This window comes from Sphingomonas sp. BL-S-25 (assembly GCF_055521555.1).
On sequence record NZ_CM145486.1, the window covers coordinates 4,249,359 to 4,270,133 of the forward strand.

Annotated in this window: 18 protein-coding genes; 8 read left to right on the plus strand and 10 right to left on the minus strand. The window is 66.9% G+C overall.

Annotated features, from left to right (window positions below; all coding sequences use genetic code 11):
- Positions 1–223: 223 nt before the first annotated feature.
- Positions 224–445 (plus strand): hypothetical protein, encoded by a 222-nt coding sequence (locus ACZ1H8_RS20520; RefSeq protein ID WP_465179069.1) that lies wholly within the window; start codon positions 224–226, stop codon positions 443–445.
- Here ACZ1H8_RS20520 and pssA read toward each other — a convergent pair.
- Complete coding sequence (pssA, locus tag ACZ1H8_RS20525) at positions 378–1,208, minus strand: CDP-diacylglycerol--serine O-phosphatidyltransferase (RefSeq protein WP_465179070.1); 831 nt, start codon at positions 1,206–1,208, stop codon at positions 378–380. The two genes, ACZ1H8_RS20520 and pssA, sit on opposite strands and share 68 nt — an antisense overlap.
- A complete protein-coding gene (locus ACZ1H8_RS20530) occupies positions 1,205–1,933 on the minus strand; it encodes a phosphatidylserine decarboxylase (RefSeq protein WP_465179071.1) in 729 nt (242 codons plus the stop codon). Before ACZ1H8_RS20530 ends, pssA begins: the two co-directional genes overlap by 4 nt.
- 158 nt (positions 1,934–2,091) lie before the next feature.
- On the opposite strand from ACZ1H8_RS20530, the gene ACZ1H8_RS20535 reads away from it, so the two are divergent.
- The 3 genes from ACZ1H8_RS20535 to ACZ1H8_RS20545 all read left to right on the plus strand — a co-directional run bounded on the left by ACZ1H8_RS20535 (position 2,092) and on the right by ACZ1H8_RS20545 (position 5,848).
- Entirely contained in the window at positions 2,092–3,312 is a 1,221-nt protein-coding gene (locus ACZ1H8_RS20535; RefSeq protein ID WP_465179072.1) for an NADP-dependent isocitrate dehydrogenase, read from the plus strand.
- A 147-nt stretch (positions 3,313–3,459) separates the two neighbouring features.
- Positions 3,460–5,247 (plus strand): cation:proton antiporter domain-containing protein, encoded by a 1,788-nt coding sequence (locus tag ACZ1H8_RS20540; protein WP_465179073.1) that lies wholly within the window; start codon positions 3,460–3,462, stop codon positions 5,245–5,247.
- Positions 5,248–5,332: 85 nt separating this feature from the next.
- Positions 5,333–5,848: a hypothetical protein gene (locus ACZ1H8_RS20545; protein WP_465179074.1), complete on the plus strand. Its 516-nt coding sequence runs from the start codon at positions 5,333–5,335 to the stop codon at positions 5,846–5,848.
- Positions 5,849–5,893: 45 nt separating this feature from the next.
- On the opposite strand, the gene alaS is transcribed toward ACZ1H8_RS20545, so the two are convergent.
- Positions 5,894–8,557: an alanine--tRNA ligase gene (gene alaS / locus ACZ1H8_RS20550; RefSeq protein WP_465179075.1), complete on the minus strand. Its 2,664-nt coding sequence runs from the start codon at positions 8,555–8,557 to the stop codon at positions 5,894–5,896.
- An 87-nt stretch (positions 8,558–8,644) separates the two neighbouring features.
- The gene (locus ACZ1H8_RS20555; protein ID WP_465179076.1) at positions 8,645–9,898 is read right to left on the minus strand and encodes a M24 family metallopeptidase; all 1,254 of its coding nucleotides are present in this window, start codon (positions 9,896–9,898) and stop codon (positions 8,645–8,647) included.
- An 87-nt stretch (positions 9,899–9,985) separates the two neighbouring features.
- Between ACZ1H8_RS20555 and ACZ1H8_RS20560 the strand changes: the two genes are divergently transcribed.
- Positions 9,986–11,323 carry a dicarboxylate/amino acid:cation symporter gene (locus ACZ1H8_RS20560; RefSeq protein ID WP_465179077.1) on the plus strand — a complete coding sequence of 446 codons (1,338 nt, stop codon included), beginning with the start codon at positions 9,986–9,988 and terminating at the stop codon, positions 11,321–11,323.
- Between the two features lie 310 nt (positions 11,324–11,633).
- Here the strand turns inward: ACZ1H8_RS20560 and ACZ1H8_RS20565 are convergent, their stop codons facing one another.
- The 5 genes from ACZ1H8_RS20565 to ACZ1H8_RS20585 all read right to left on the minus strand — a co-directional run bounded on the left by ACZ1H8_RS20565 (position 11,634) and on the right by ACZ1H8_RS20585 (position 15,958).
- Positions 11,634–12,299 (minus strand): glutathione S-transferase family protein, encoded by a 666-nt coding sequence (locus ACZ1H8_RS20565; protein ID WP_465179078.1) that lies wholly within the window; start codon positions 12,297–12,299, stop codon positions 11,634–11,636.
- A 238-nt stretch (positions 12,300–12,537) separates the two neighbouring features.
- Positions 12,538–13,620: a recombinase RecA gene (gene recA / locus ACZ1H8_RS20570; protein WP_465179079.1), complete on the minus strand. Its 1,083-nt coding sequence runs from the start codon at positions 13,618–13,620 to the stop codon at positions 12,538–12,540.
- 141 nt (positions 13,621–13,761) lie between these two features.
- Positions 13,762–14,535 carry a TSUP family transporter gene (locus ACZ1H8_RS20575; protein WP_465179080.1) on the minus strand — a complete coding sequence of 258 codons (774 nt, stop codon included), beginning with the start codon at positions 14,533–14,535 and terminating at the stop codon, positions 13,762–13,764.
- Between the two features lie 65 nt (positions 14,536–14,600).
- A complete protein-coding gene (locus ACZ1H8_RS20580; RefSeq protein ID WP_465179081.1) occupies positions 14,601–15,491 on the minus strand; it encodes a sigma-70 family RNA polymerase sigma factor in 891 nt (296 codons plus the stop codon).
- The gene (locus ACZ1H8_RS20585) at positions 15,491–15,958 is read right to left on the minus strand and encodes a carboxymuconolactone decarboxylase family protein (protein ID WP_465179082.1); all 468 of its coding nucleotides are present in this window, start codon (positions 15,956–15,958) and stop codon (positions 15,491–15,493) included. The genes ACZ1H8_RS20580 and ACZ1H8_RS20585 overlap by 1 nt, the downstream gene beginning before the upstream one ends.
- Before the next feature lie 220 nt (positions 15,959–16,178).
- On the opposite strand from ACZ1H8_RS20585, the gene ACZ1H8_RS20590 reads away from it, so the two are divergent.
- From ACZ1H8_RS20590 to ACZ1H8_RS20600, 3 genes are all read left to right on the plus strand, one after another.
- Positions 16,179–17,501 (plus strand): MFS transporter, encoded by a 1,323-nt coding sequence (locus ACZ1H8_RS20590; protein WP_465179083.1) that lies wholly within the window; start codon positions 16,179–16,181, stop codon positions 17,499–17,501.
- Positions 17,498–18,418: a cysteine synthase A gene (gene cysK, locus ACZ1H8_RS20595; protein WP_465179084.1), complete on the plus strand. Its 921-nt coding sequence runs from the start codon at positions 17,498–17,500 to the stop codon at positions 18,416–18,418. Before ACZ1H8_RS20590 ends, cysK begins: the two co-directional genes overlap by 4 nt.
- A 190-nt stretch (positions 18,419–18,608) precedes the next feature.
- Complete coding sequence (locus ACZ1H8_RS20600; RefSeq protein WP_465179085.1) at positions 18,609–20,039, plus strand: cell wall hydrolase; 1,431 nt, start codon at positions 18,609–18,611, stop codon at positions 20,037–20,039.
- A gap of 9 nt (positions 20,040–20,048) precedes the next feature.
- On the opposite strand, the gene ACZ1H8_RS20605 is transcribed toward ACZ1H8_RS20600, so the two are convergent.
- Positions 20,049–20,774, minus strand: a complete 726-nt coding sequence (locus ACZ1H8_RS20605; protein ID WP_465179086.1) for a polysaccharide deacetylase family protein — start codon at positions 20,772–20,774, stop codon at positions 20,049–20,051.
- Position 20,775 lies beyond the last annotated feature (1 nt).

The following is a 20,775-nucleotide window of genomic DNA, read 5'->3' on the forward strand; positions in this document are numbered from 1 at the left end:
CACGTCATCATGGTCGTGAAGCCTCGGATCGACTCATGCGCGCGTCATTTCGGCGCAGCGGAAATTCCCGTTGTGGAACAAGATACTAGCCAGTGCATTGCGAGCTCGATGCTCATGCGGAACGCCGCGAACATCATGAGAACAAATACATTGACAATGGAAACATTGAGGGAACATAAAGGGCTCGACACCGGCCAGGTCGGTGACTGCAAAGGAACGTACGATGGTGACGCTTCTCGGGACGATGTTCTTCCTCGCGGTGACGGCCGCTTCGCTCTGGGCGATCGTCGAGACGGTCCGGCCGCGCATGGGCCGGATCCTGTTCATGCTTCGCTATGGTCCGGTGATCGCGCCGACGCTGCCTCAGCAGCCGCGCGTCACGGTTCGCGGACGCTCGGTTCCGCTGCGGATGCAGGTGCCTGCCCGGCTGCGCGCAACCGCCTGACCCGGCGATAGGACCGCACGCTGAACGGGATCGACCCGAGATAGATCAGCGCGATCGCGGTCAGCGACTGCCAGGGCGCCGAGACGATGGCGGCGGCCAGCACGACCAGCACGGCGATCGCCTCGAACCGGATGCGCTGGCGCAGCTTGAGCGCCGAGCCAGACCAGGTGGCGATGCTCGACACCATCAGGACCGCCACCAGGAACAGCCAGGGCGCGACCAGCATCGGCTCGCGGAACAGCGGCAGGTCGGTGACCAGCCAGAGATAGATCGGCACCATCGCCAGCATCGCCCCCGCCGGCGCGGGAACCCCGGTCAGGAAGCCGGCCGATTTGTGCGGCTGCTCGGTCTGATCGATCTGGGCATTGAACCGCGCCAGGCGCAGCGCACAGAACAGCGCATAGACCAGGGCGACCAGCCAGCCGATCCGCGGCACATCGTGCAGCGACCAGAGGAAGATGATCAGCGCCGGCGTGACGCCGAACGAGATGGCGTCGGACAGGCTGTCCAGCTCGGCCCCGAACCGGCTCTCGGCGCGGACCAGGCGCGCGATGCGGCCGTCGATCCCGTCCAGCACGGCGGCGATCAGCACCATGACGACCGCCGTGTCCCACATCCCGCCGATCGCGAAGCGGATTCCCGACAGGCCGAAGCACAGCGCCAGTGCGGTCACCGCATTGGGCAGGATCGCGCGAAGCGGGATGCCCCGCTGGGCCCGCGGTGCGCGCTTGCGCCGCGCCGGACGGGGCAAGGGATCGCTCACTGGGCGACGCCGCTCGCATTGGCGATGCCGCGCGCGGCGAGCACCGTCTCGCCCGCGACGGCGCGCTGACCGAGTGCGACGTTGATGCCATAGCCTTCGGGCACGAACACGTCGACGCGGCTGCCGAAACGGATCAGGCCGATGCGCTGGCCGGCGACGACCATGTCGCCCGACTTGGTGAAGGCAAGGATGCGGCGAGCGATCAGGCCGGCGATCTGGGTAAAGCCGACGCGCACGCCGTTGCGGTCCTCGACCACGAAATATTGCCGCTCATTCTCCTCGCTCGCCTTGTCGAGGTCGGCGTTGAGGAACTTGCCCGACACATAGATGACCTGGCGGACGGTGCCGGTGATCGGCGTGCGGTTGATGTGCACGTCGAACACCGACATGAACACCGACACGCGCACCATCGGCTGGTCGCCCAGCGCGTTCGGCCCGGCCAGCTCGCGCGGCAGCGGCACGCGCTCGATCATCGTGATCAGCCCGTCGGCCGGCGAGACGATCAACCCGTCGCCCTGCGGCGTGACGCGCACGGGATCGCGGAAGAAGGCGGCGATGAACAGGGTGATGCCCAGCATCGGCCAGATCAGCAGATCGGTGAACCAGAACACGATCAGCGTGATGACCAGCGCGATCGCCACGAACTTGCGGCCTTCGGGATGAACGCTGGGGAACCGCCACTTCACGGTGGTGGTGCCGACGGGGGGCTTGTCTAGGGATGCCATCCGCTGCGTCTAGCCGCCTCTCTTGCGCTTGCCTAGTTTGTGAAAGCGCGATGTGCGGCGCCCGGTTCCCGCGACGAAACGCGCCAGGGCGCTTGATCCCCTGCCCGCTTTGCTCCTAGGGACCACGCCAAACCTCCCATAGACAGGAAAGCGAGCATATGGCGAAGATCAAGGTGGCAACGCCGGTCGTGGAGATCGACGGCGACGAGATGACCCGGATCATCTGGCAGTGGATTCGCGAGCGGCTGATCCTGCCCTATCTCGATATCGACCTGAAATATTACGACCTCTCGATCGAGAATCGCGACGCCACCGAGGATCAGGTCACGATCGATTCCGCCAAGGCGATCCAGCAGTATGGCGTCGGCGTGAAGTGCGCGACGATCACCCCGGACGAGGCACGCGTCGAGGAATTCGGCCTCAAGAAGATGTGGAAGTCGCCCAACGGCACGATCCGCAACATCCTGGGCGGCGTCGTCTTCCGCGAGCCGATCGTGATCCAGAACGTACCGCGCCTGGTCCCGGGCTGGACCGACCCGATCGTCGTCGGCCGTCACGCATTCGGCGACCAATATCGCGCGACCGATTTCAAGGTGCCCGGCGCCGGCAAGCTGACCATGAAGTGGGTCGGCACCGACGGCCAGGAACTGGAATATGAGGTGTTCGACTTCCCGGCGGCCGGCGTCGCCATGGGCATGTACAATCTCGACGAATCGATCCGCGACTTCGCCAAGGCCAGCCTGAACTACGGCCTGTCGCGCCAGTGGCCGGTCTATCTGTCGACCAAGAACACGATTCTGAAGGCCTATGACGGCCGCTTCAAGGATCTGTTCCAGGAAGTGTTCGACGCCGAATTCGCCGACAAGTTCAAGGAAGCCGGCATCGTTTACGAGCACCGCCTGATCGACGACATGGTCGCATCGGCGCTGAAGTGGAACGGCAAGTTCGTCTGGGCCTGCAAGAACTATGACGGCGACGTTCAGTCGGACACCGTCGCGCAGGGCTTCGGCTCGCTGGGCCTGATGACCTCGGTGCTGATGTCGCCGGATGGCCGCACAGTAGAGGCAGAGGCGGCGCACGGCACCGTCACCCGCCACTATCGCATGCATCAGCAGGGCAAGGCGACCTCGACCAACCCGATCGCGTCGATCTTCGCCTGGACCCAGGGCCTGTCGTTCCGCGGCAAGTTCGACAACACTCCCGACGTCACCCGCTTCGCCGAGACGCTGGAGAAGGTCTGCGTGTCGACCGTCGAGAGCGGCAAGATGACCAAGGATCTCGCGATCCTGATCGGTCCGGATCAGCCCTGGATGACCACCGAGCAGTTCTTCGAGGCGATCCGCGAGAATCTCGAGACCGAGATGGCTAGCTGGAACTGAGCCCCCGGCTCCGACCGATGGAAAAGGCCGCGATACCCCGGGTGTCGCGGCCTTTTTCTTATCGAGCACGCGCCACACCGCGACTTTTTCTGCCGGCTCGCCAATGGACATCATGACAAGCGCGGAACGAGACGCTTTAATGCCGTCATGCTCAGCCTGGAGAATAGCAGTTTCAGCGACGCGCTGGTGATCCTCGGCGCGGCCGGGATCGTCATCCCCGCCTTTGCCAGGTTCCGGATCAGCCCGGTCATCGGCTTCATCCTGATCGGGCTGCTGGTGGGTCCAGCCGGCCTCGGCAAGCTGGTCGACTATGCGCCCTGGCTCTATTATTTCACCATCTCCGACCCGCACTCGATCGAGCCGTTCGCCGAGTTCGGCATCATCCTGCTTCTGTTCTCGATCGGCCTGGAGCTGTCGTTCCGCAGATTATGGGCGATGCGCGGGCTGGTGTTCGGGGTCGGCGCGGCGGAGCTGTTCGGCGCGGGGCTGATCCTCGCTGCGGCCCTGTACCTCACCGGGCTCAGCGCGGGTGGTGCGGTCGGGCTTGGCCTTGCGCTGGCGCTGTCCTCGACCGCGCTGGTGGTGCCGCTCGCGGGAACGACCAGCGCCGTGGGCCGCGCCGCCTTCGCGATGCTGTTGTTCGAGGATCTGGCGCTGGTCCCGATCATCTTCCTGCTCGGCGCGATGGCGCCTGCCGCCAGCGCCGCCGGCTGGGCGCCGCTGCTGATGATCCTGGCCAAGGGCGCGGTGACCGTGGCAATACTCTTTGTCGGCGGGCGCTTCCTGCTGCCTCGCATGTTCGGCCAGGCAGCGCGGACCAAGAGCCCGGAGCTGTTCCTCGCCGCCAGCCTGCTGGTGGTGATCGCCGCCAGCCTCGCTACCGCCGCCGCCGGCCTGTCGCCGATCGTCGGCGCGCTGATCGCAGGCCTGCTGATTGCGGAGACCGAATATCATACCGAGGTCGAGGCGATCACCGCGCCGTTCAAGGGGCTCGCGCTCGGCGTCTTCCTGATCACCGTGGGCATGCGGCTCGACCTGGAATTCGTGATCGATCACTGGGCGACATTGCTCGGCGCCAGCCTGCTGGTGATGGTGGTGAAGACCTGCGTGACGATGGGCCTGCTGAAATTGTCCGGCGCGCGCACCGGCACGGCGGCGGAGACCGGCGTGCTGATGGCCAGCCCGTCCGAGACGACGCTGATCGTTCTGGGCGTCGCCGGCGCGGCCGGGCTGCTCAGCCCGAACAGCATGGCCTTCTGGACCACGGTCACCGCGATCGGCCTGACGATGACGCCGGTGCTGGCCAAGGTCGGGCGGATCCTGGCCGAGCGGATCGAGCGGCGAGAGGTCGATACCGCCGCGTCGCGGGTCGAGATCGACGCCAGCCAGGTCGGGACGGTCGTCATCGGCTTCGGCCGGGTCGGTCGGACGATCGCCGACATGCTCGAGCGGCATGACCTGCCTTATATCGGGGTCGATGCCGATGTTGACAACGTCAACATGGCCCGGAAGGAGGGCTACACCGTCATGTTCGGCGACGTGACGCGCGCCGAGCTGGTCGACCGGCTGAACCTGGGCCATGCCAAGGCGCTGATCCTGACGATGGACGATCCGGTACTGACGGTGCGGCTGACGCGGCGCGTCCGCGGATGGGTGCCCAATCTGCCGATCATCGCCCGCGCCCGCGACGCCAAGCACGCCGCCGAACTCTACAAGGCAGGCGCCACCGATGCCGTGCCCGAGACGCTGGAAAGCTCACTGCAATTGTCGGAGGCGCTGCTGGTCGATCTCGGCATTGCCGTCGGCCCAGTGATCGCATCGATCCACGAGGAACGCGACCGGATGCGCAAGGCGATCAAGGAAGCCGCCGGGCTGGAACGCGAACCCCGCATCCGCCGCGTTCGCCGGGGCGGCGAAGTCGAGGCTGGCGCGTGACGCCGAACCGGTGCAGTTCAGGCGGGTGACATCCGCCGGCGGCTATGGGCCCAAGTCCCGCCGCCAACCGAGCGAAGGAAAGACCATGATCGAAGCCGCGTTGCTGATCGCCGCCCTTCTCGGGGGCCAGGCCGATGCCGATCCGCTGGCGCCCGCGCGCGCGGGCAAGCTGCGCTGCGTCCAGCCCGATGTCGCGGCAAGGACCTGCGCGACGATCGTGCGCTATACGGTGCGCGACGATGGCGGGTTCGATGCAGCCATTTCGGGCGTGGTCAATCTCGCGCCCTTGGTGGTGATCGACTACAAGACCAGCGGCACGATCGAGGATGGTGCGGTCTGTTCGGTCGTCCGCCCCGCCGACTTCAACGCCGGGCGGCTGACCAAGGACAGCGCCCCCGTGACCGCCGCGGTCGAGGCGACGGTGCGGCCGCGGATCATGGCCGCGCTCCAGCCGCTGGCGGGCAAGAAGCGCTGCTACCGCGACAAGGCGGAAGGTAATGTCCTGATCTCCGACGTCACCGTCAACGGCGTCTACACCGCCGATCTGCGCCAGCGCGCCATCTGGGTGTCGCCCGAGGACGGCTACCGCACCGGCATGTAAGCGAACCGGGCCGGTCGCGATGAGCGCCCGGCCCGTTCCCGGCGATCAGGCCGCGGCGCGCACCTGGGCGAGGACAGCCTTCACCGCCTCGATCGCCTCGGCGCCCTTGTCGCCATCGGGTCCGCCGCCCTGGGCCATGTCGGGACGGCCGCCGCCGCCCTGCCCGCCCAGCGCAGCGACCGCTGCCTTGACCAGATCGACCGCGCTCAGGCTGCCGACCAGATCGTCGGTCACGCCGACCGCAACCGACGCGCGGCCGTCATTGACCGCGACCAGCGCGGCCACGCCCGAACCGATCCGCGTCTTGGCCTCGTCGACCGCACCGCGCAGCGCCTTGGGCTCCAGGCCGTCGAGCACCTGGCCCGAGAAGTTGATGCCGTTGATCTGCTCCGGACCCGCCGCCGGTGCCGAACCGGCTCCGCCGCCCAGCGCCAGTGCCTTCTTCGCCTCGGCCAGCTCGCGCTCCAGCCGGCGGCGCTCGTCGAGCAGCGCAGCGACACGCGCCGGGACCTCGTCCGGGGTCGACTTCAGCACTGAAGCGGCCTCACGGAGCCGCTCGTCACGCTGGGTCAGCCACATGCGCGCAGCGTCACCGGTCAGCGCCTCGATCCGGCGGATGCCCGAGGACACCGCGCTTTCGGAGATGATCTTGAAGATCGCGATATCGCCCAGCGCGTTGACATGGGTGCCGCCGCACAGCTCCACCGAATAGGACGTATCCTCGCCCAGCCCCATCGAGAGCACGCGAACCTCGTCGCCATATTTCTCACCGAACAGGGCCATCGCGCCCGCGGCGACCGCGTCGTCGGGCGTCATCAGCCGGGTCGAGACTTCCTGGTTCGCACGGATATGGGCGTTTACCTCAGCCTCGATCGCGGCGATATCGTCCGCGCTCAGCGCCGAATTGTGCGAGAAATCGAAGCGAAGCCGATCGGGCGCCACCAGGCTGCCCTTCTGCGTGACATGCGCGCCCAGCCGGTGGCGCAGCGCGGCGTGCAGCAGGTGCGTGGCCGAGTGGTTCGACCGCAACTGATCCCGGCGCGCCACGTCGATCGCCAGATGAACGCTGTCCCCGACCGCGATCTCGCCCGATTCGATCGTGGCGTGATGCGCATGAAGGCGGCCCAGCGGTTTCGACGTATCCTCAACGGTCGCGCGCAAACCCTTGTCGCCGCTGATGATTCCGGCGTCACCCATCTGGCCGCCCGATTCGCCGTAGAAGGGCGTCTGGTTGGTCAGGATGACGACCGAATCGCCCGCGGCGGCGCGGTCGACCCGCGCGCCGTCCTTGACCAGCGCGACGACCTGCCCCTCGCCCTCGCTCGAGCTGTACCCGGTGAACTCGGTCCCGCCGAGTTCGTCGGCAATGTCGAACCAGACTTCCTCGCTCGCCTTCGCGCCCGACCCCTTCCAGGCGGCCCGGGCATTGGCCTTCTGCTCGGCCATCGCCGCGTCGAAACCGGCGCGGTCGACCTGAAGGCCCTGGCCGCGCAGCGCGTCCTCGGTCAGGTCATAGGGGAAGCCATAGGTGTCGTAGAGCTTGAACGCAGTCGCGCCGGGCAGCGTATCGCCCTCACCCATGCCCTGGGTCGCCTCGTCGAGCAGGCGCAGGCCGTTGGACAGCGTCTGGCGGAAGCGGGTCTCCTCCTGAAGCAGCGTCGCCTCGATCAGCGGCTGCGCGCGGACCAGTTCGGGATAGGCCGCGCCCATTTCGGCGACCAGGCTGGGCACCATGCGGTGCATCAGCGGATCCTTGGCACCCAGCAGATGCGCATGGCGCATCGCGCGGCGCATGATGCGGCGAAGCACATAGCCGCGGCCTTCATTGGCCGGCAGCACGCCGTCGGCGACCAGGAACCCGGCCGAACGCAGGTGATCGGCGATCACGCGGTGGCTCGCCTGATTGTCGCCGGTCGTCACCGTGCCGGTCAGCGCGCCGCTCTCGGCGATCAGCGCCTTGAACGTGTCGGTGTCGTAATTGTCGTGCACGCCCTGCAGCACGGCGGCGACGCGCTCCAGCCCCATGCCGGTGTCGATGCTGGGCCGCGGCAGGTCGCCGATGATCTCGTCATTCTCCTGCAGGAACTGCATGAAGACGAGGTTCCAGATCTCGACGAAGCGGTCGCCATCCTCCTCGCGCGATCCCGGCGGGCCGCCCCAGATGTGATCGCCATGGTCGTAGAAGATCTCGGAACAGGGACCGCACGGGCCGTCCGAACCCATCGCCCAGAAATTGTCCTTGGTCGGGATGCGGATGATCCGCTCCTCGGGCAGGCCGGCAATCTTCTTCCACAGGTCGAACGCGTGATCGTCGGTGTGATAGACGGTCGCGGTCAGCTTCGCCGCGGGGATGCCCCACTCCTTCGTCAGCAGCGTCCAGGCGTGGGTGATCGCCTGTTCCTTGAAATAGTCGCCGAACGAGAAATTGCCGAGCATCTCGAAGAAGGTATGATGCCGGGCGGTGTAGCCGACATTGTCCAGGTCGTTATGCTTGCCGCCGGCGCGCACGCACTTCTGGCTGCTGGTCGCGCGGTTGTACGGGCGCGTCTCGAGCCCGGTGAAGACGTTCTTGAACGGCACCATGCCCGCATTGACGAACATCAGCGTGGGGTCGTTGTGCGGGACGAGCGGCGCCGACGCCACCCGGGCATGGCCCTGGCCTTCGAAATAGTCGAGAAACGAGCGGCGGATATCGTTGGTGGACGTCATGCGTGCGACTTAGGGCCGAGCGCGGCTTCGCTCAAGTGAAACACTTCGATGAGCGCGATCGGATCGCATGGCTGTTGCCCGGATGCGTCAGCCGAGCGGCCGGTCGATCGACGAGGGCGGTTCGCTGAACCATTTCGGGCCCGCCGGGGTCATGTGGAAACAATCCTCGATCCGGATACCGAAGCTGCCGGGGATGTAGATGCCCGGTTCGGTCGAGAAGCACATGCCCGCCGCCAGCCGGGTCGTCTCGCCGCGGACCAGATTGACCGGCTCATGCCCGTCCATGCCGATGCCGTGGCCCGTGCGGTGCGACAGGCCGGGCAGCTTGTAATCGGGACCATAGCCAAGCGTCGCATAATAGGCGCGGACCGCGTCATCGACGCTGCCGGCGGTCGCGCCGATGCGCGCGGCATCGAAGGCGATCTGCTGGCCGCGGCGCATCTGGTCCCAGACCTTGCGCTGTTCCGCGATCGCCTCGCCGAAGGCGAAGCTGCGCGAGACATCGGCCTGATAGCCCTGGACGGTGCAGCCGCAGTCCATCAGCACGATCTCGCCACGGCGAACTTCCTGAGGCTTGCCCGATCCGTGCGGATAGGCGGCCGCCTCGCCCAGCAGGACCAGCGCGAATTCGGGCCGTCCGCCCAGTTTCGCCGTCGCCGCATTCATCAGCGCGCCGATCTGTGCCGGGGTCATGCCCGCCTCGATCCTGGGCATTGTGAAGCGATAGGCGGCGATCGTCACGTCGGTCGCCAGCTGCATCAGCGCGATCTCGGCCGGAGTCTTGATCATCCGGCAGCCGCGCACGACCGGATTGGCCGGGACCAGCCTGGCGGTGGGCAGCGCGCGCTGCAGCCCCGCGACCGCGAAATAGCGCACCGTTTCCTCGATTCCGACCGGGCGGGTCGCCAAGCGCCGGTCCGTCAGGAAGCCGGCCACGACCGCCAGCGGATCCTCATGCTCCTGCCAGACGCGCACCTCGGCCGGAATGCCGAGCGATTCGCGCACCGAGGGCTCCTCGAAGAATGGGGTGACGATGCAGGGCTCGCCCTCGACCGGCAGGATCGCGGCGGTCAGCCGCTCGCTGCGGCTCCAGCGCACCCCGGTGAAGTAGATCAGCGAGGACCCCGGCTCGATCAGCACCGCGCCGATCCCGTTCGCCTTCATCAGCGCCTGGGCCCGGGCGACGCGCCGCGCGCGCTCGTCGGGACCGATCGGCACCGCACCGCGAGTGAGGTCCTGCAGCGCGTCGAGATCCGGCTCCGCTGCGCGCAGCAGCGACGGGACGCCGAGCAAGGGCAAGGTGGCGGCAGCGGCGATCAGCGAGCGTCGGGTCAGGGTCATCGGGTTCCTCCTGGTGCCGCGATACGGTCCTTGACCCGGCGACAACAATCCCCTTCCTTGCGCGCACGTGTGTAAAGGGGATCCCGAGTGGGCAAGCGACTAACCTGGTTCATTCTCGCCGGCCTGATTTTCGGCGGGCTGATCGGCTGGGTTCTGAACATCAGCCTGGACGACAATGGCGGCGCAGGCTCCAGCCAACTGGCCGACATCGCCTATTATCTCGACATCCCGACCCAGATGTTCCTGCATCTGATCAAGATGATCATTGCGCCGCTGGTGGTCTCGACGCTGGTCGTCGGCATCGCCCATATGGGCGGCGGCGGCGCGATCGGCCGGGTCGGGCTGAAGGCGTTCCTGTGGTTCGTGACCGCCAGCCTGGTCTCGCTGACGCTGGGCCTGTTGCTGGTCAATCTGCTCGAGCCGGGCGTCGGGGTGAACCTGGCTTTGCCCGCGCGCGATGCCGCCAGCGGGGTCGACCGCTCCGGCTTCGATGCCGCGAAATTCTTCATCCACCTGATCCCCACCTCCGCCATCGACGCGATGGCGAAGAACGACATTCTCCAGATCGTCATCTTCTCGCTGTTCTTCGGCGTCGGCCTGGCCGCGGTGGGGGAAAAGGGCGCGCCGATCGTGCGCGGGATGGAGGCTCTGGTGTCGGTCATGCTGACCGTGACCGGCTATGTCATGCTGTTCGCGCCGATCGCGGTGTTCTGCGCCGTCGCGCGCACGCTGGCGACAAAGGGGTTCGGCGTGGTCGGCCAGCTCGCCTATTTCATGGGCAGCTTCTATATCGGCCTGGTCGTGCTGTGGGCGGTGCTGCTGGGCGCCTGCTACCTCGTCATCGGCCGGCGCACGGGCACGCTGTTCCGCTACCTGCGCGATCCGATCCTGCTCGGCTTCTCGACCGCATCGTCCGAGGCCGCCTATCCGCGCACGCTCGACGCGCTCGACCGGTTCGGCGTCCCGCCCAAGATTGCCAGCTTCGTCCTGCCGCTGGGCTATTCGTTCAATCTCGACGGCTCGATGATGTACATGACCTTCGCGTCGATCTTCATCGCCCAGGCCTATGGCATCCAGCTCGACTGGGGCACGATGATCACCATGCTGCTGATGCTGATGATCACCAGCAAGGGCATCGCCGGCGTGCCGCGCGCCAGCCTGGTCGTCATCACCGGCACGCTGTCGCACTTCGACATTCCGGAGGCGGGCATCCTGCTGATCCTGGCGGTCGACCATTTCCTCGACATGGGCCGCACCGCGACCAACGTCGTCGGCAATGCCGTGGCCGCCGCGGTCGTCGCCCGCTGGGAAGGCCAGCTCGACACGCCGCAGCCGCCCGACATGGATATCGTCCCCGCGACCGGTACGCCGGTGACGCCGGAGGTCGACAAGTTCGAGGATTATGGCGAGACGCCGCGGGGGTGATTTGCGGCGGGACCGCTTCTCGGGACTTCGAGGCTGAACGATATCGGATAGTTTGGGGAAGTGGCCCCGCGCGCAGCCAGTTCGATATCGCTGACGCGTCGATCCAAAGCGACAATCCTCTGCCCGAGGGAGAGGGGGACCGCGAAGCGGTGGAGAGGGATTTCCCACCAACGCAGGTCCCGTTTGAGGCAACTCCCTCTCCACCATGCTGCGCATGGTCCCCCTCTCCCTCCGGGAGAGGATTTGGGGGCCTTAATCGTTTGGGCCTCTCAAGGCCTAATCGGCGAGCTTTTGGTGACGTCGGAGTCCGCTACCCCGCTATGTGGCTGCCCGGTTCTCGACCTGAACCTAAGGCATAGGCGTAAGGCCCGCCCTTCTCCAGCGCTGCCTGATAGGCCGGGCGGGCGTGGATGCGGTCGAGCCAGGCCTTGATCGCCGGGCGGCCTTCGGTCGCGCCCGATCGCGTCACCGCTGCCTCGAGCGGGAAGCTCATCATCACATCGGCCGCGGTGAATTCGTCGCCGGCGAACCATTGGCGGGTCGCCAGTTCCGACTCGATCCAGTCGAGATGGACGTCGACCATCGGCCGGAATTTCTTGAGCGCGACCTTGCCCAGCAGCGGGACCTTGCCGAGCACCAGCGTGACGAACAGCACCGGCATCAGCGAGCCTTCGGCATAATGGAGGAAGTGGCGGTAGCGTAGCGCATCGACGCGACCGCCCGGCGCGCCTAGCCGGCCATCGGCCTTCTCGACCAGATACTCGATGACCGAACCGGTCTCGGCGATCGTCTGTCCGTCATCGGTGATCACCGGTGACTTGCCCAGAGCATGGACCTGGCGAAGCTGAGGCGGCGCCAGCATCGTCGCCTTGTCCCGCTCATAGCGCATGACCGTGTAGGGCAGCCCCAGTTCCTCGAGCAGCCACAGCACCCGCTGAGAGCGCGAATTTTCCAGATGATGCACGGTGATCGTCATGTTGCGACTCCTTGGCCTTTGCAGGCAGCCTAGCGAAGCCGTAACCATTGTCGACGTGTCCGAGGCCCGCGTGCCGCACGTCCTAAACACCGCCTCCCGCCAACACCGAGAGCCCGGCGCGGGCGGGCGCCGGGCTTCCCGATGGGACGGGTCCCGTGACCACCGCCGGCACGAGCATGCCGGCGCGGCCGAAACTGTCGGGAGAAGGCGGGACGGCGCTCGGCCGCCCCTGCCCTACTCAGAGATCGTCGTCGTCGCCGTCATCCGCGTCGGGGCCGGTCATCATCTCTTCGGCCACCTGGGCGGTGCGGTTGCGGATCGCGGCTTCCAGCCGGGCGCAAAGCTCGGTATTTTCCTTCAGGAAGTTCTTCGCATTCTCGCGGCCCTGGCCGATGCGGACGCTGTCATAGCTGAACCAGGCGCCCGACTTCTCGACCAGACCGGCCTTCACGCCGAGGTCGAGGATCTCGCCGATCTTCGAAATACCCTCGCCATACATGATGTCGAATTCGACCTGCTTGAACGGCGGGGCGACCTTGTTCTTCACCACCTTCACGCGGGTCGCGTTGCCGATGATGTCGTCGCGGTCCTTGATCTGGCCGGTACGGCGGATGTCGAGGCGGACCGAAGCGTAGAATTTCAGCGCGTTGCCGCCGGTCGTGGTTTCCGGATTGCCGTACATCACACCGATCTTCATGCGCAGCTGGTTGATGAAGATCACCATGCAGCGCGAGCGGCTGATCGAGCCGGTCAGCTTGCGCAGCGACTGCGACATCAGCCGGGCCTGGAGGCCGACATGGCTGTCGCCCATCTCGCCCTCGATCTCGGCACGGGGCACCAGCGCGGCGACCGAGTCGACCACCAGCACGTCGATCGCGTTCGAGCGGACCAGCGTGTCGGTGATCTCCAGCGCTTGCTCGCCGGTATCCGGCTGCGACACGATCAGCTCGTCGATGTTGACGCCCAGCTTCTTGGCATAGACGGGATCGAGCGCATGCTCGGCGTCGACAAAGGCAGCGGTGCCGCCATTCTTCTGCGCCTCGGCGATGACGTGGAGCGCCAGCGTCGTCTTGCCCGAGCTTTCCGGTCCATAGACCTCGATCACGCGGCCGCGCGGCAGGCCGCCGACGCCGAGCGCGATGTCGAGCCCCAGCGATCCAGTCGAGATCGCCTCGACCTGCATCGTCTCCTTCGAGCCCAGCTTCATCGCCGAACCCTTGCCGAACGCGCGGTCGATCTGTGCCAGCGCGGCGTCCAGCGCCTTTTGACGGTCGTTCGAAGTCGCCATCTTGTTGTCGATCACCTTGAGTGAAGCAGCCATTCGAGGTCCCCGTCGCTAGTCGGTTTGGGTCGTGGGTACAACCGTGTTGGAAACCACGTATTCCATTTGTTCCGCCGGAACAAGAGTGGAACCGAGATTTTGGAACAAAAAGTGTCCGGAATGGACCGGCGGGGTGTGCGATCAGAACAGATGGCGCAGCGGGTTGGCCGGGTCCGCCAGCAATTTGATCGTGAGCGCCACCGACATCACGACCAGTAGCGGCCGCACGCCGCGCCCGCCGAAGCGGATCGCCAGCCGCGCGCCAAGCTGATTGCCGACGATATTGGCCGCTGCCATCGACAGGCCGATCACCCAGATCACCTTGCCGCCCGCCGTCATCGCCAGCAGCCCGGCGACGTTGGTCGACAGGTTGAGCAGCTTCGCATTGGCGATCGCCCGCACCAGCCCCAGCCCGCCCAGCACCACCATCGCCGTGATCAGGAAGGATCCCGCACCGGGACCGAAGAAACCATCATAGAATCCGACGCCGGCAACGGCGAGCGACAGCCCCAGCGGCCCGAACCGCGCGCGGCGATCGACATCGCTCATCGGCGGTGCGAGCAGGAAATAGAGCCCCATCAGGATCAGCAACACCGGCACCAGCCCCGCCAGAATCGACGGATCGACATGCTGGACCGTGACGGCGCCCGCAACCGAGCCGGCAAAGGCCGCGGCGGCGGGAATCGCGAAGCGACGCAGATCGACATGACCCGCCCGCCAGAAAGCAAGGAAGGACGAGGCGGTGCCGATGCTGCTCTGCAGCTTGTTGGTCGCCAGCGCCGAGACCGGCGGGACGCCCACCGCCATCAGCGCGGGGATGGTCAGCAACCCGCCGCCGCCCGCCATCGCGTCGATCGTTCCCGACACCAGGGCCACCATCATCAACAGGGCGAGCAGCTCGTACGACAGATCCATCGCGGCGCGGATAGTCGGCAGGCACCGCCACGGCCAGCCCCGATCGGGACCGCGGCCGAACCGCGTCAATGCAGCGCCGCGCTCTCCAGATGCTTCAGCTTGTCCGGATTGCGCTGGACATAGATGCCCGCGATCCGGCCGTCGCGAATGTCGAAGGCGGTCGTCTGGATCAGCCCGTCCGCCTCGCGCGTCACGAAGCCGGGAAGGCCGTTGATCAGCGCATAGCGCACCAATTGCGACGGCTGCTTGCGAAGCAGCACCGCAAGCCCCTTGTGCAGCTTCACCACCAGATCGGCGCCCTCGATCACCGCCGGTGCCGCCGGCCGCACCCCGCCGCCGTCCGAATGCATGGCAACGTCGTGCGCCAGCAACGCGCTGAGTCCCTTCATGTCACCGCTGCGCGAGGCTGCGAAGAAGGCGCGCGCAATGTCCATCCCGTGCGGCTCGCTCACCTCGAACCGCGGCCGGTCGGCGCGGACATGGGCGCGGGCGCGGGTCGCCAGCTGGCGGCAGGCCGCGGGCTCGCGACCGATGGTCGAGGCGATCTCGTCGAAGCCGACGCCGAAGACGTCGTGCAGCAGGAAGGCGGCGCGCTCCAGCGGCGACAGCCGCTCAAGCGCCAGGAGCAGCGGCAGGGTCACGTCCTCGACCTCGCCGTCATCCTCCTCGATCACCGGTTCGGGCAGCCAAGGCCCGACATAGGTTTCGCGCCGGACCCGCGCCGATTTCAGCTGGTCGAGGCACAGGCGAGTGACGACACGGCGCAGCCAGGCTTCGGGCTCGACGATGGTCGAGCGATCGGTGCCATGCCATTTGAGATAGGCTTCCTGCACCACATCCTCGGCATCGGCGACCGAGCCGAGCATGCGATAGGCGACCCGGGCGAGCCGGGGACGCAGCGGATCGAAGCTGACCGCCGCGTCACTCGCGCCGCGATCCCCTGCCCTGCCCGACATCAGGCAGCCGCCCGTGCCGGCGCGCTGCCCGGATGGCTCAGCCGGAAGCCGGCACCGATCCGGTTGAACGCGTTGATCGCGCCGATCATCAGCGTCAGGCTGATCCGTTCGGCTTCGCTGAACTCGGCCTCGACCATCGCATAATCCTCGTCCGTCACGCCATGCGGCGTCAAGCGGGTCAGCGCCTCGGTCGAGGCCAGTGCCGCACGTTCCCGCGCGCTATAGAACGGCGATTCGCGCCATGCGTCCAGCATGACGATGCGCATCTCGCTCTCCCCGGCCTTGCGCGCGTCGCGGGCATGCATGTGGAGGCAGATGGCGCAGTGATTGAGCTGCGACGCGCGGATCTTCACCAGCTCCTGCAGTGATGGCTCGATCCCGCTCTGTTTTGCGGCGGTCATCGCGAAGTCGATCAGCGGCTGGGTCAGCTGCGGCTGGGCGAGATAGGGGTTCATGCGTTCGGTCATCGTCACGATCCTGTGTCGGGGGCATTCCCGCTGCCATGACGAGACGGCAGTGGGGAATCGTGACATGGCGCCCGACGATTTCTCACAACCACCTGACAAACCGACGATAATTTCCCGGTGCGAGACCGGCGGAGGACCATCTTTCCATACGCAACCGGGAAAGACGCGCGGTAACGAAATCGCGCGTTGCGGTCCGCGCCGAAAGGCCTAGAGGCGCATCATGGCTCAGCATCCGCTCCGATTTGCCAATTTCCGCTATTATCTGGTCGCCCGCTTCGCTTCGACCCTGGCACAGATGGCGATGGTCATCGTCATCGGCTGGCAGGTCTATGACATTGCCCGCCGGACCATGGGGATCAAGGAAGCGGCATTTCAGCTCGGGCTGATCGGCGTGGCGCAGTTCATCCCGTTACTGCTGCTCTCGCTGTTCGCCGGCTGGGTCGCGGACCGGATCGACCGGCGCTGGATCGCGCGCGCGGCGGTCGCCCTGGAGGCGTTCTGCGCGCTCAGCCTCGCCTGGCTGACCTGGACCGAAACGGTCAGCCTGCCCGCATTGTTCGGTATCGCCTCGCTGCTGGGCGTGGCGCGCGCCTTTGCCGGACCGTCGCTGAGTGCACTGGCGCCCAATCTGGTCCCGCGCGAGATCCTGCCGACCGCGATCGCGCTGAGTTCGAGCGCGTGGCAGGGCGCGGCAGTGCTGGGGCCGGCAATGGGCGGCTATCTCTATGCCGCCACCGACTGGCTGCCCTATGCAGTCTCCGGCGCGCTGTTCCTGCTGTCCTTCACGATGTTGATGCTGATCGGCCCGGTGCCGCGGACGAAGGTCGTCAGCACGACCAGCCCGTGGCGGCAGATGGTCGATGGCCTGTTCTATGTGCGGCGCAACCGGCTGGTGCTTGGCGCGATCTCGCTCGACCTGTTCGCGGTGCTGCTGGGCGGCGCGACCGCGATGCTGCCGGTCTATGCCCGCGACATCTTGATGGTCGGCGCCGACGGGCTCGGCCATCTGCGCGCCGCGCCTGCGCTGGGCGCGGTCAGCACGGCGCTGATCTTCTCCTGGCGTCCGCTCAAGACCGAGGTCGGCAGGAAGATGCTGATCGCGGTCGGCGTCTTCGGCCTCGCGACCATCGTGTTCGGGCTGTCGGCGCCGTTGCTTGTCCCGGCGCTCGGCCCCTCTGCAGTGGGAAGCGATTTCGCGCCTGCCGTGCTGCTGGCGCTTGCCGCGCTGTTCGTGCTGGGCGCGGCCGACATGGTCTCGGTCTATGTCCGCCAGTCGCTGATCCAGATCTATACGCCCGACGAGATGCGCGGGCGGGTCGGTGCGGTATCGACCCTGTTCATTTCCGGATCGAACGAGCTGGGCGAAGCCGAGTCCGGTTTCCTTGCCGCGCTGGTCGGGCCGGTCGCCGCAGTCGTCGGCGGCGGGATCGGTGCGATCCTTGTCACGATCGCCTGGGGCAGGCTATTTCCGGAACTTCGGCGGGCACGCACCTTTGATCCCCCTGAAACTCTGGAATTGCCCCCCAAGGAGATGACCACATGAAGGCGAACACGATCCTCGAGACGATCGGAAACACGCCCCATATTCGTGTCCAGCGCCTGTTCCCCGGCTCGGAAGTCTGGATCAAGTCGGAACGGTCGAATCCCGGCGGATCGATCAAGGACCGCATCGCGCTGGCGATGGTCGAGGCGGCGGAAAAGGACGGCAGCCTGAAGCCCGGCGGCACGATCGTCGAGCCGACCAGCGGCAATACCGGCGTCGGCCTGGCGATGGTCGCCGCGGTCAAGGGCTACAAGCTGATCCTGGTCATGCCGGAAAGCATGAGCCTGGAGCGCCGCCGCCTGATGCTTGCCTATGGCGCAACCTTCGACCTGACCCCACGCGAGAAGGGCATGAAGGGCGCGATCGAGCGGGCGATGGAGATCGTCGAATCGACCCCCGGCGCCTGGATGCCGCAGCAGTTCGAAAATGGTGCGAACATCGACATCCATATCCGCACGACTGCCCAGGAAATCCTCAACGACTTCGCCGACAGCCCGATCGACGTGGTGATCACCGGCGTCGGCACCGGCGGCCACATCACCGGCGTTGCCGAGACGCTGAAAAAGGCGTGGCCGGGCGTGAAGGTCTATGCGGTCGAACCCGAACTCTCGCCGGTCATCTCCGGCGGCCAGCCTGGTCCGCACCCGATCCAGGGCATCGGCGCCGGTTTCGTTCCGCGCAACCTGCACACCGACGCGATCGACGGGGTGATCAAGGTCGATGCCGGCGTGGCCAAGGATATGGCACGTCGTGCCGCAAGCGAGGAAGGCATGCTGGTCGGCATCTCGTCGGGCGCGACGCTCGCCGCGATCCTCCAGAAGCTGCCGGACCTGCCCGAGGGCAGCCGCGTGCTCGGCTTCAACTATGACACCGGCGAACGCTATCTGAGCGTGCCCGATTTCCTTCCGGAAGCCTGATTGCCTGACCGTCCGGGCGGGGTCGATCCACTTGCCGATCCCGCCCGGCGTCTTGGTTATTTCGGCATGGTTCCAACTTGCGCATCCGTGCGTTAAGGCGCGCGGCCCGACGCCCCATGGAGCATGATCTTGACCGACCGTCCGACTTCCCCTCACCTGCCCGTCGCACGCTGAGAGCCGGACTGCGCGCATGAAGATCGCCGCCATTCGATCGGGCACGCCCCTGCCCCTGCTCGTCATCCTGCTGCTGATCGGCCTGACTGCGATCATCGCGCCGATCGTGATCGTCAGCACCACGCCGCGCGTCGTCGTGACCAACAAGCCCAAGGTGGTGATCTCGACCCGGGTCGTCCCCCGGACCGAGCTGCCGCCGGTCGAGCCGGTCGAGCTGCAGGCGGTCGATCCCGACGATGCGCGGTCGATCAATGCCGCCATCCCCTTCTCGACCAAGCCCAATCCGGCGGCGCGGCCGTTCCGCATCACCGGCAGCGCCGACAGCCAGGCACGCGCGGTCGATTGCCTGGCCGCCGCGGTCTATTACGAGGCGGGCAACGACGTCGTCGGGCAGCGCGCGGTCGCACAGGTCATCCTCAACCGCATGCGTCATCCGGCCTTTCCCAAGAGCGTGTGCGGCGTGGTGTTCCAGGGATGGGAACGCAGTACCGGGTGCCAATTCACCTTCACCTGCGACGGCGCGATGTTCCGCTACAAGCCGGCCGCCGCGTCATGGAACCGCGCGCGCGACGTGGCGCGCATGGCGCTGAACGGGTCGGTCTATGCGCCCGTCGGCCACGCCACCCATTATCACACCGACTGGGTCGTCCCCTATTGGTCGTCCAGCCTCGAGAAGATCACCGAGGTCCACACCCATCTCTTCTTCCGCTGGGCCGGCTGGTGGGGCACGCCGCCGGCGTTCAACCGCGGCTATGCGGGGTCGGAGCCCAATATCGCGCGCATGTCGCTGCTGTCGGCATCCTTCTCCGGCGATCCCGGCGCCCCTCCGGGCACGACGGCGGAGCCCGAAGCGTCGCTGGACCCGCTTGCCTCGGTCGACCCGGACTCGATCAAGGCGGCCGATGTGCCCGAGGCGATGGCCGCGGATTCGGACAGTTTCCTCGTCACGCTGCCCAAGGGGATGAGCGCCGACAATTTCGCCAGCCTGGCGATCCGCACCTGCGGCGAGCGCAAGAAGTGCAAGTTCATGGCCTGGACCGATGCCGCGCAGACGCCGCGCGCGCTCCCGCTCGACAGCAATCAGGTGTCGGCGATGGCATTCAGCTATCTGCGCGATCTCGACACCGGCTATGCCAAGGCGCTGTGGAACTGCCGGATCCATCGCCGGCCGAGCCCCGTCCAGTGCATGCGCGACCAGCCGCTGGGCCGTCCCGCGACGCCCGCCGTCGAGGCTGCGCCGGTCGATGCCGAGGGCAAGCCGACCAGCCCTGCAGGCCTGAGCGGCGTACGGCGCAAGGAGCCGGCGGCGGCACCGACGCCGGCGCCGATACCGACACCCCCGGCTGCCGCGCCGGTCATCGAACCGACCCGGTCCGGACGGGCGCAGCGCAGGTTCAGCATGCAGGCCGCCGGCCCCGCACCCACCCCGACGCCCGCGTCACGCTGACGGGATCGTCTAGCTGTTGGCAGGTCGCTCCAGGCTGAGCAGTTCGCTCATGGTCACGGTGCGATAGCCGCGGTCCTTCAGGCCAGTGAGGATCAGCGGCAGCGCCCGGCGCGCGGTATCGCGGCGGCGGTACATGGCGTGGATCAGGATGATCGAGCCGGGGCGGACCTGCTCCAGCACCCGATCGGCGAACGCCTTCGGATCGCTCGTCTCCGGATCCTCGATGTACCACATGATCGTGCGGTGCCCGGTGCGGGCAAGCGCGATCGGCAGACCGGTCAGTTTCTTGCCATAGGGCGGCCGGAACAGCAGTGCCGCGTCACCGCCCTCCTGGCGCAGGAGCGCGTCGGTGCGGCGGATGTCGCCTTCATAGGCATCGGGGAACAGGCCCCACAGGCGCTCGTGACGATAGCTGTGATTGGCGATCTGGTGACCCGCCGCGACCAGGCGACGCGCCTGACCTGGATTGGCGGCGAGGTCGGCACCGGTCAGGAAGAAGGTCGCCTTCGTGCCCGCGGGCGTCAGCGTCTGAAGGAAATAGTCGACACCCTCAGCGGTCGGACCGTCATCGAAGGTCAGCGCGACGATCTTCTCGCTGGTCTCCACCCGGCAGACCGAAGTGCCGACCCATTGCCAGCAGCGTGCACGGCTCGTCAGGAACGCGACCAGCACCAGCGCAGCCGCGAGGATCAGCAAGATGCCGGGGATCCACCACCGCCGGCGGATCCGCATCATC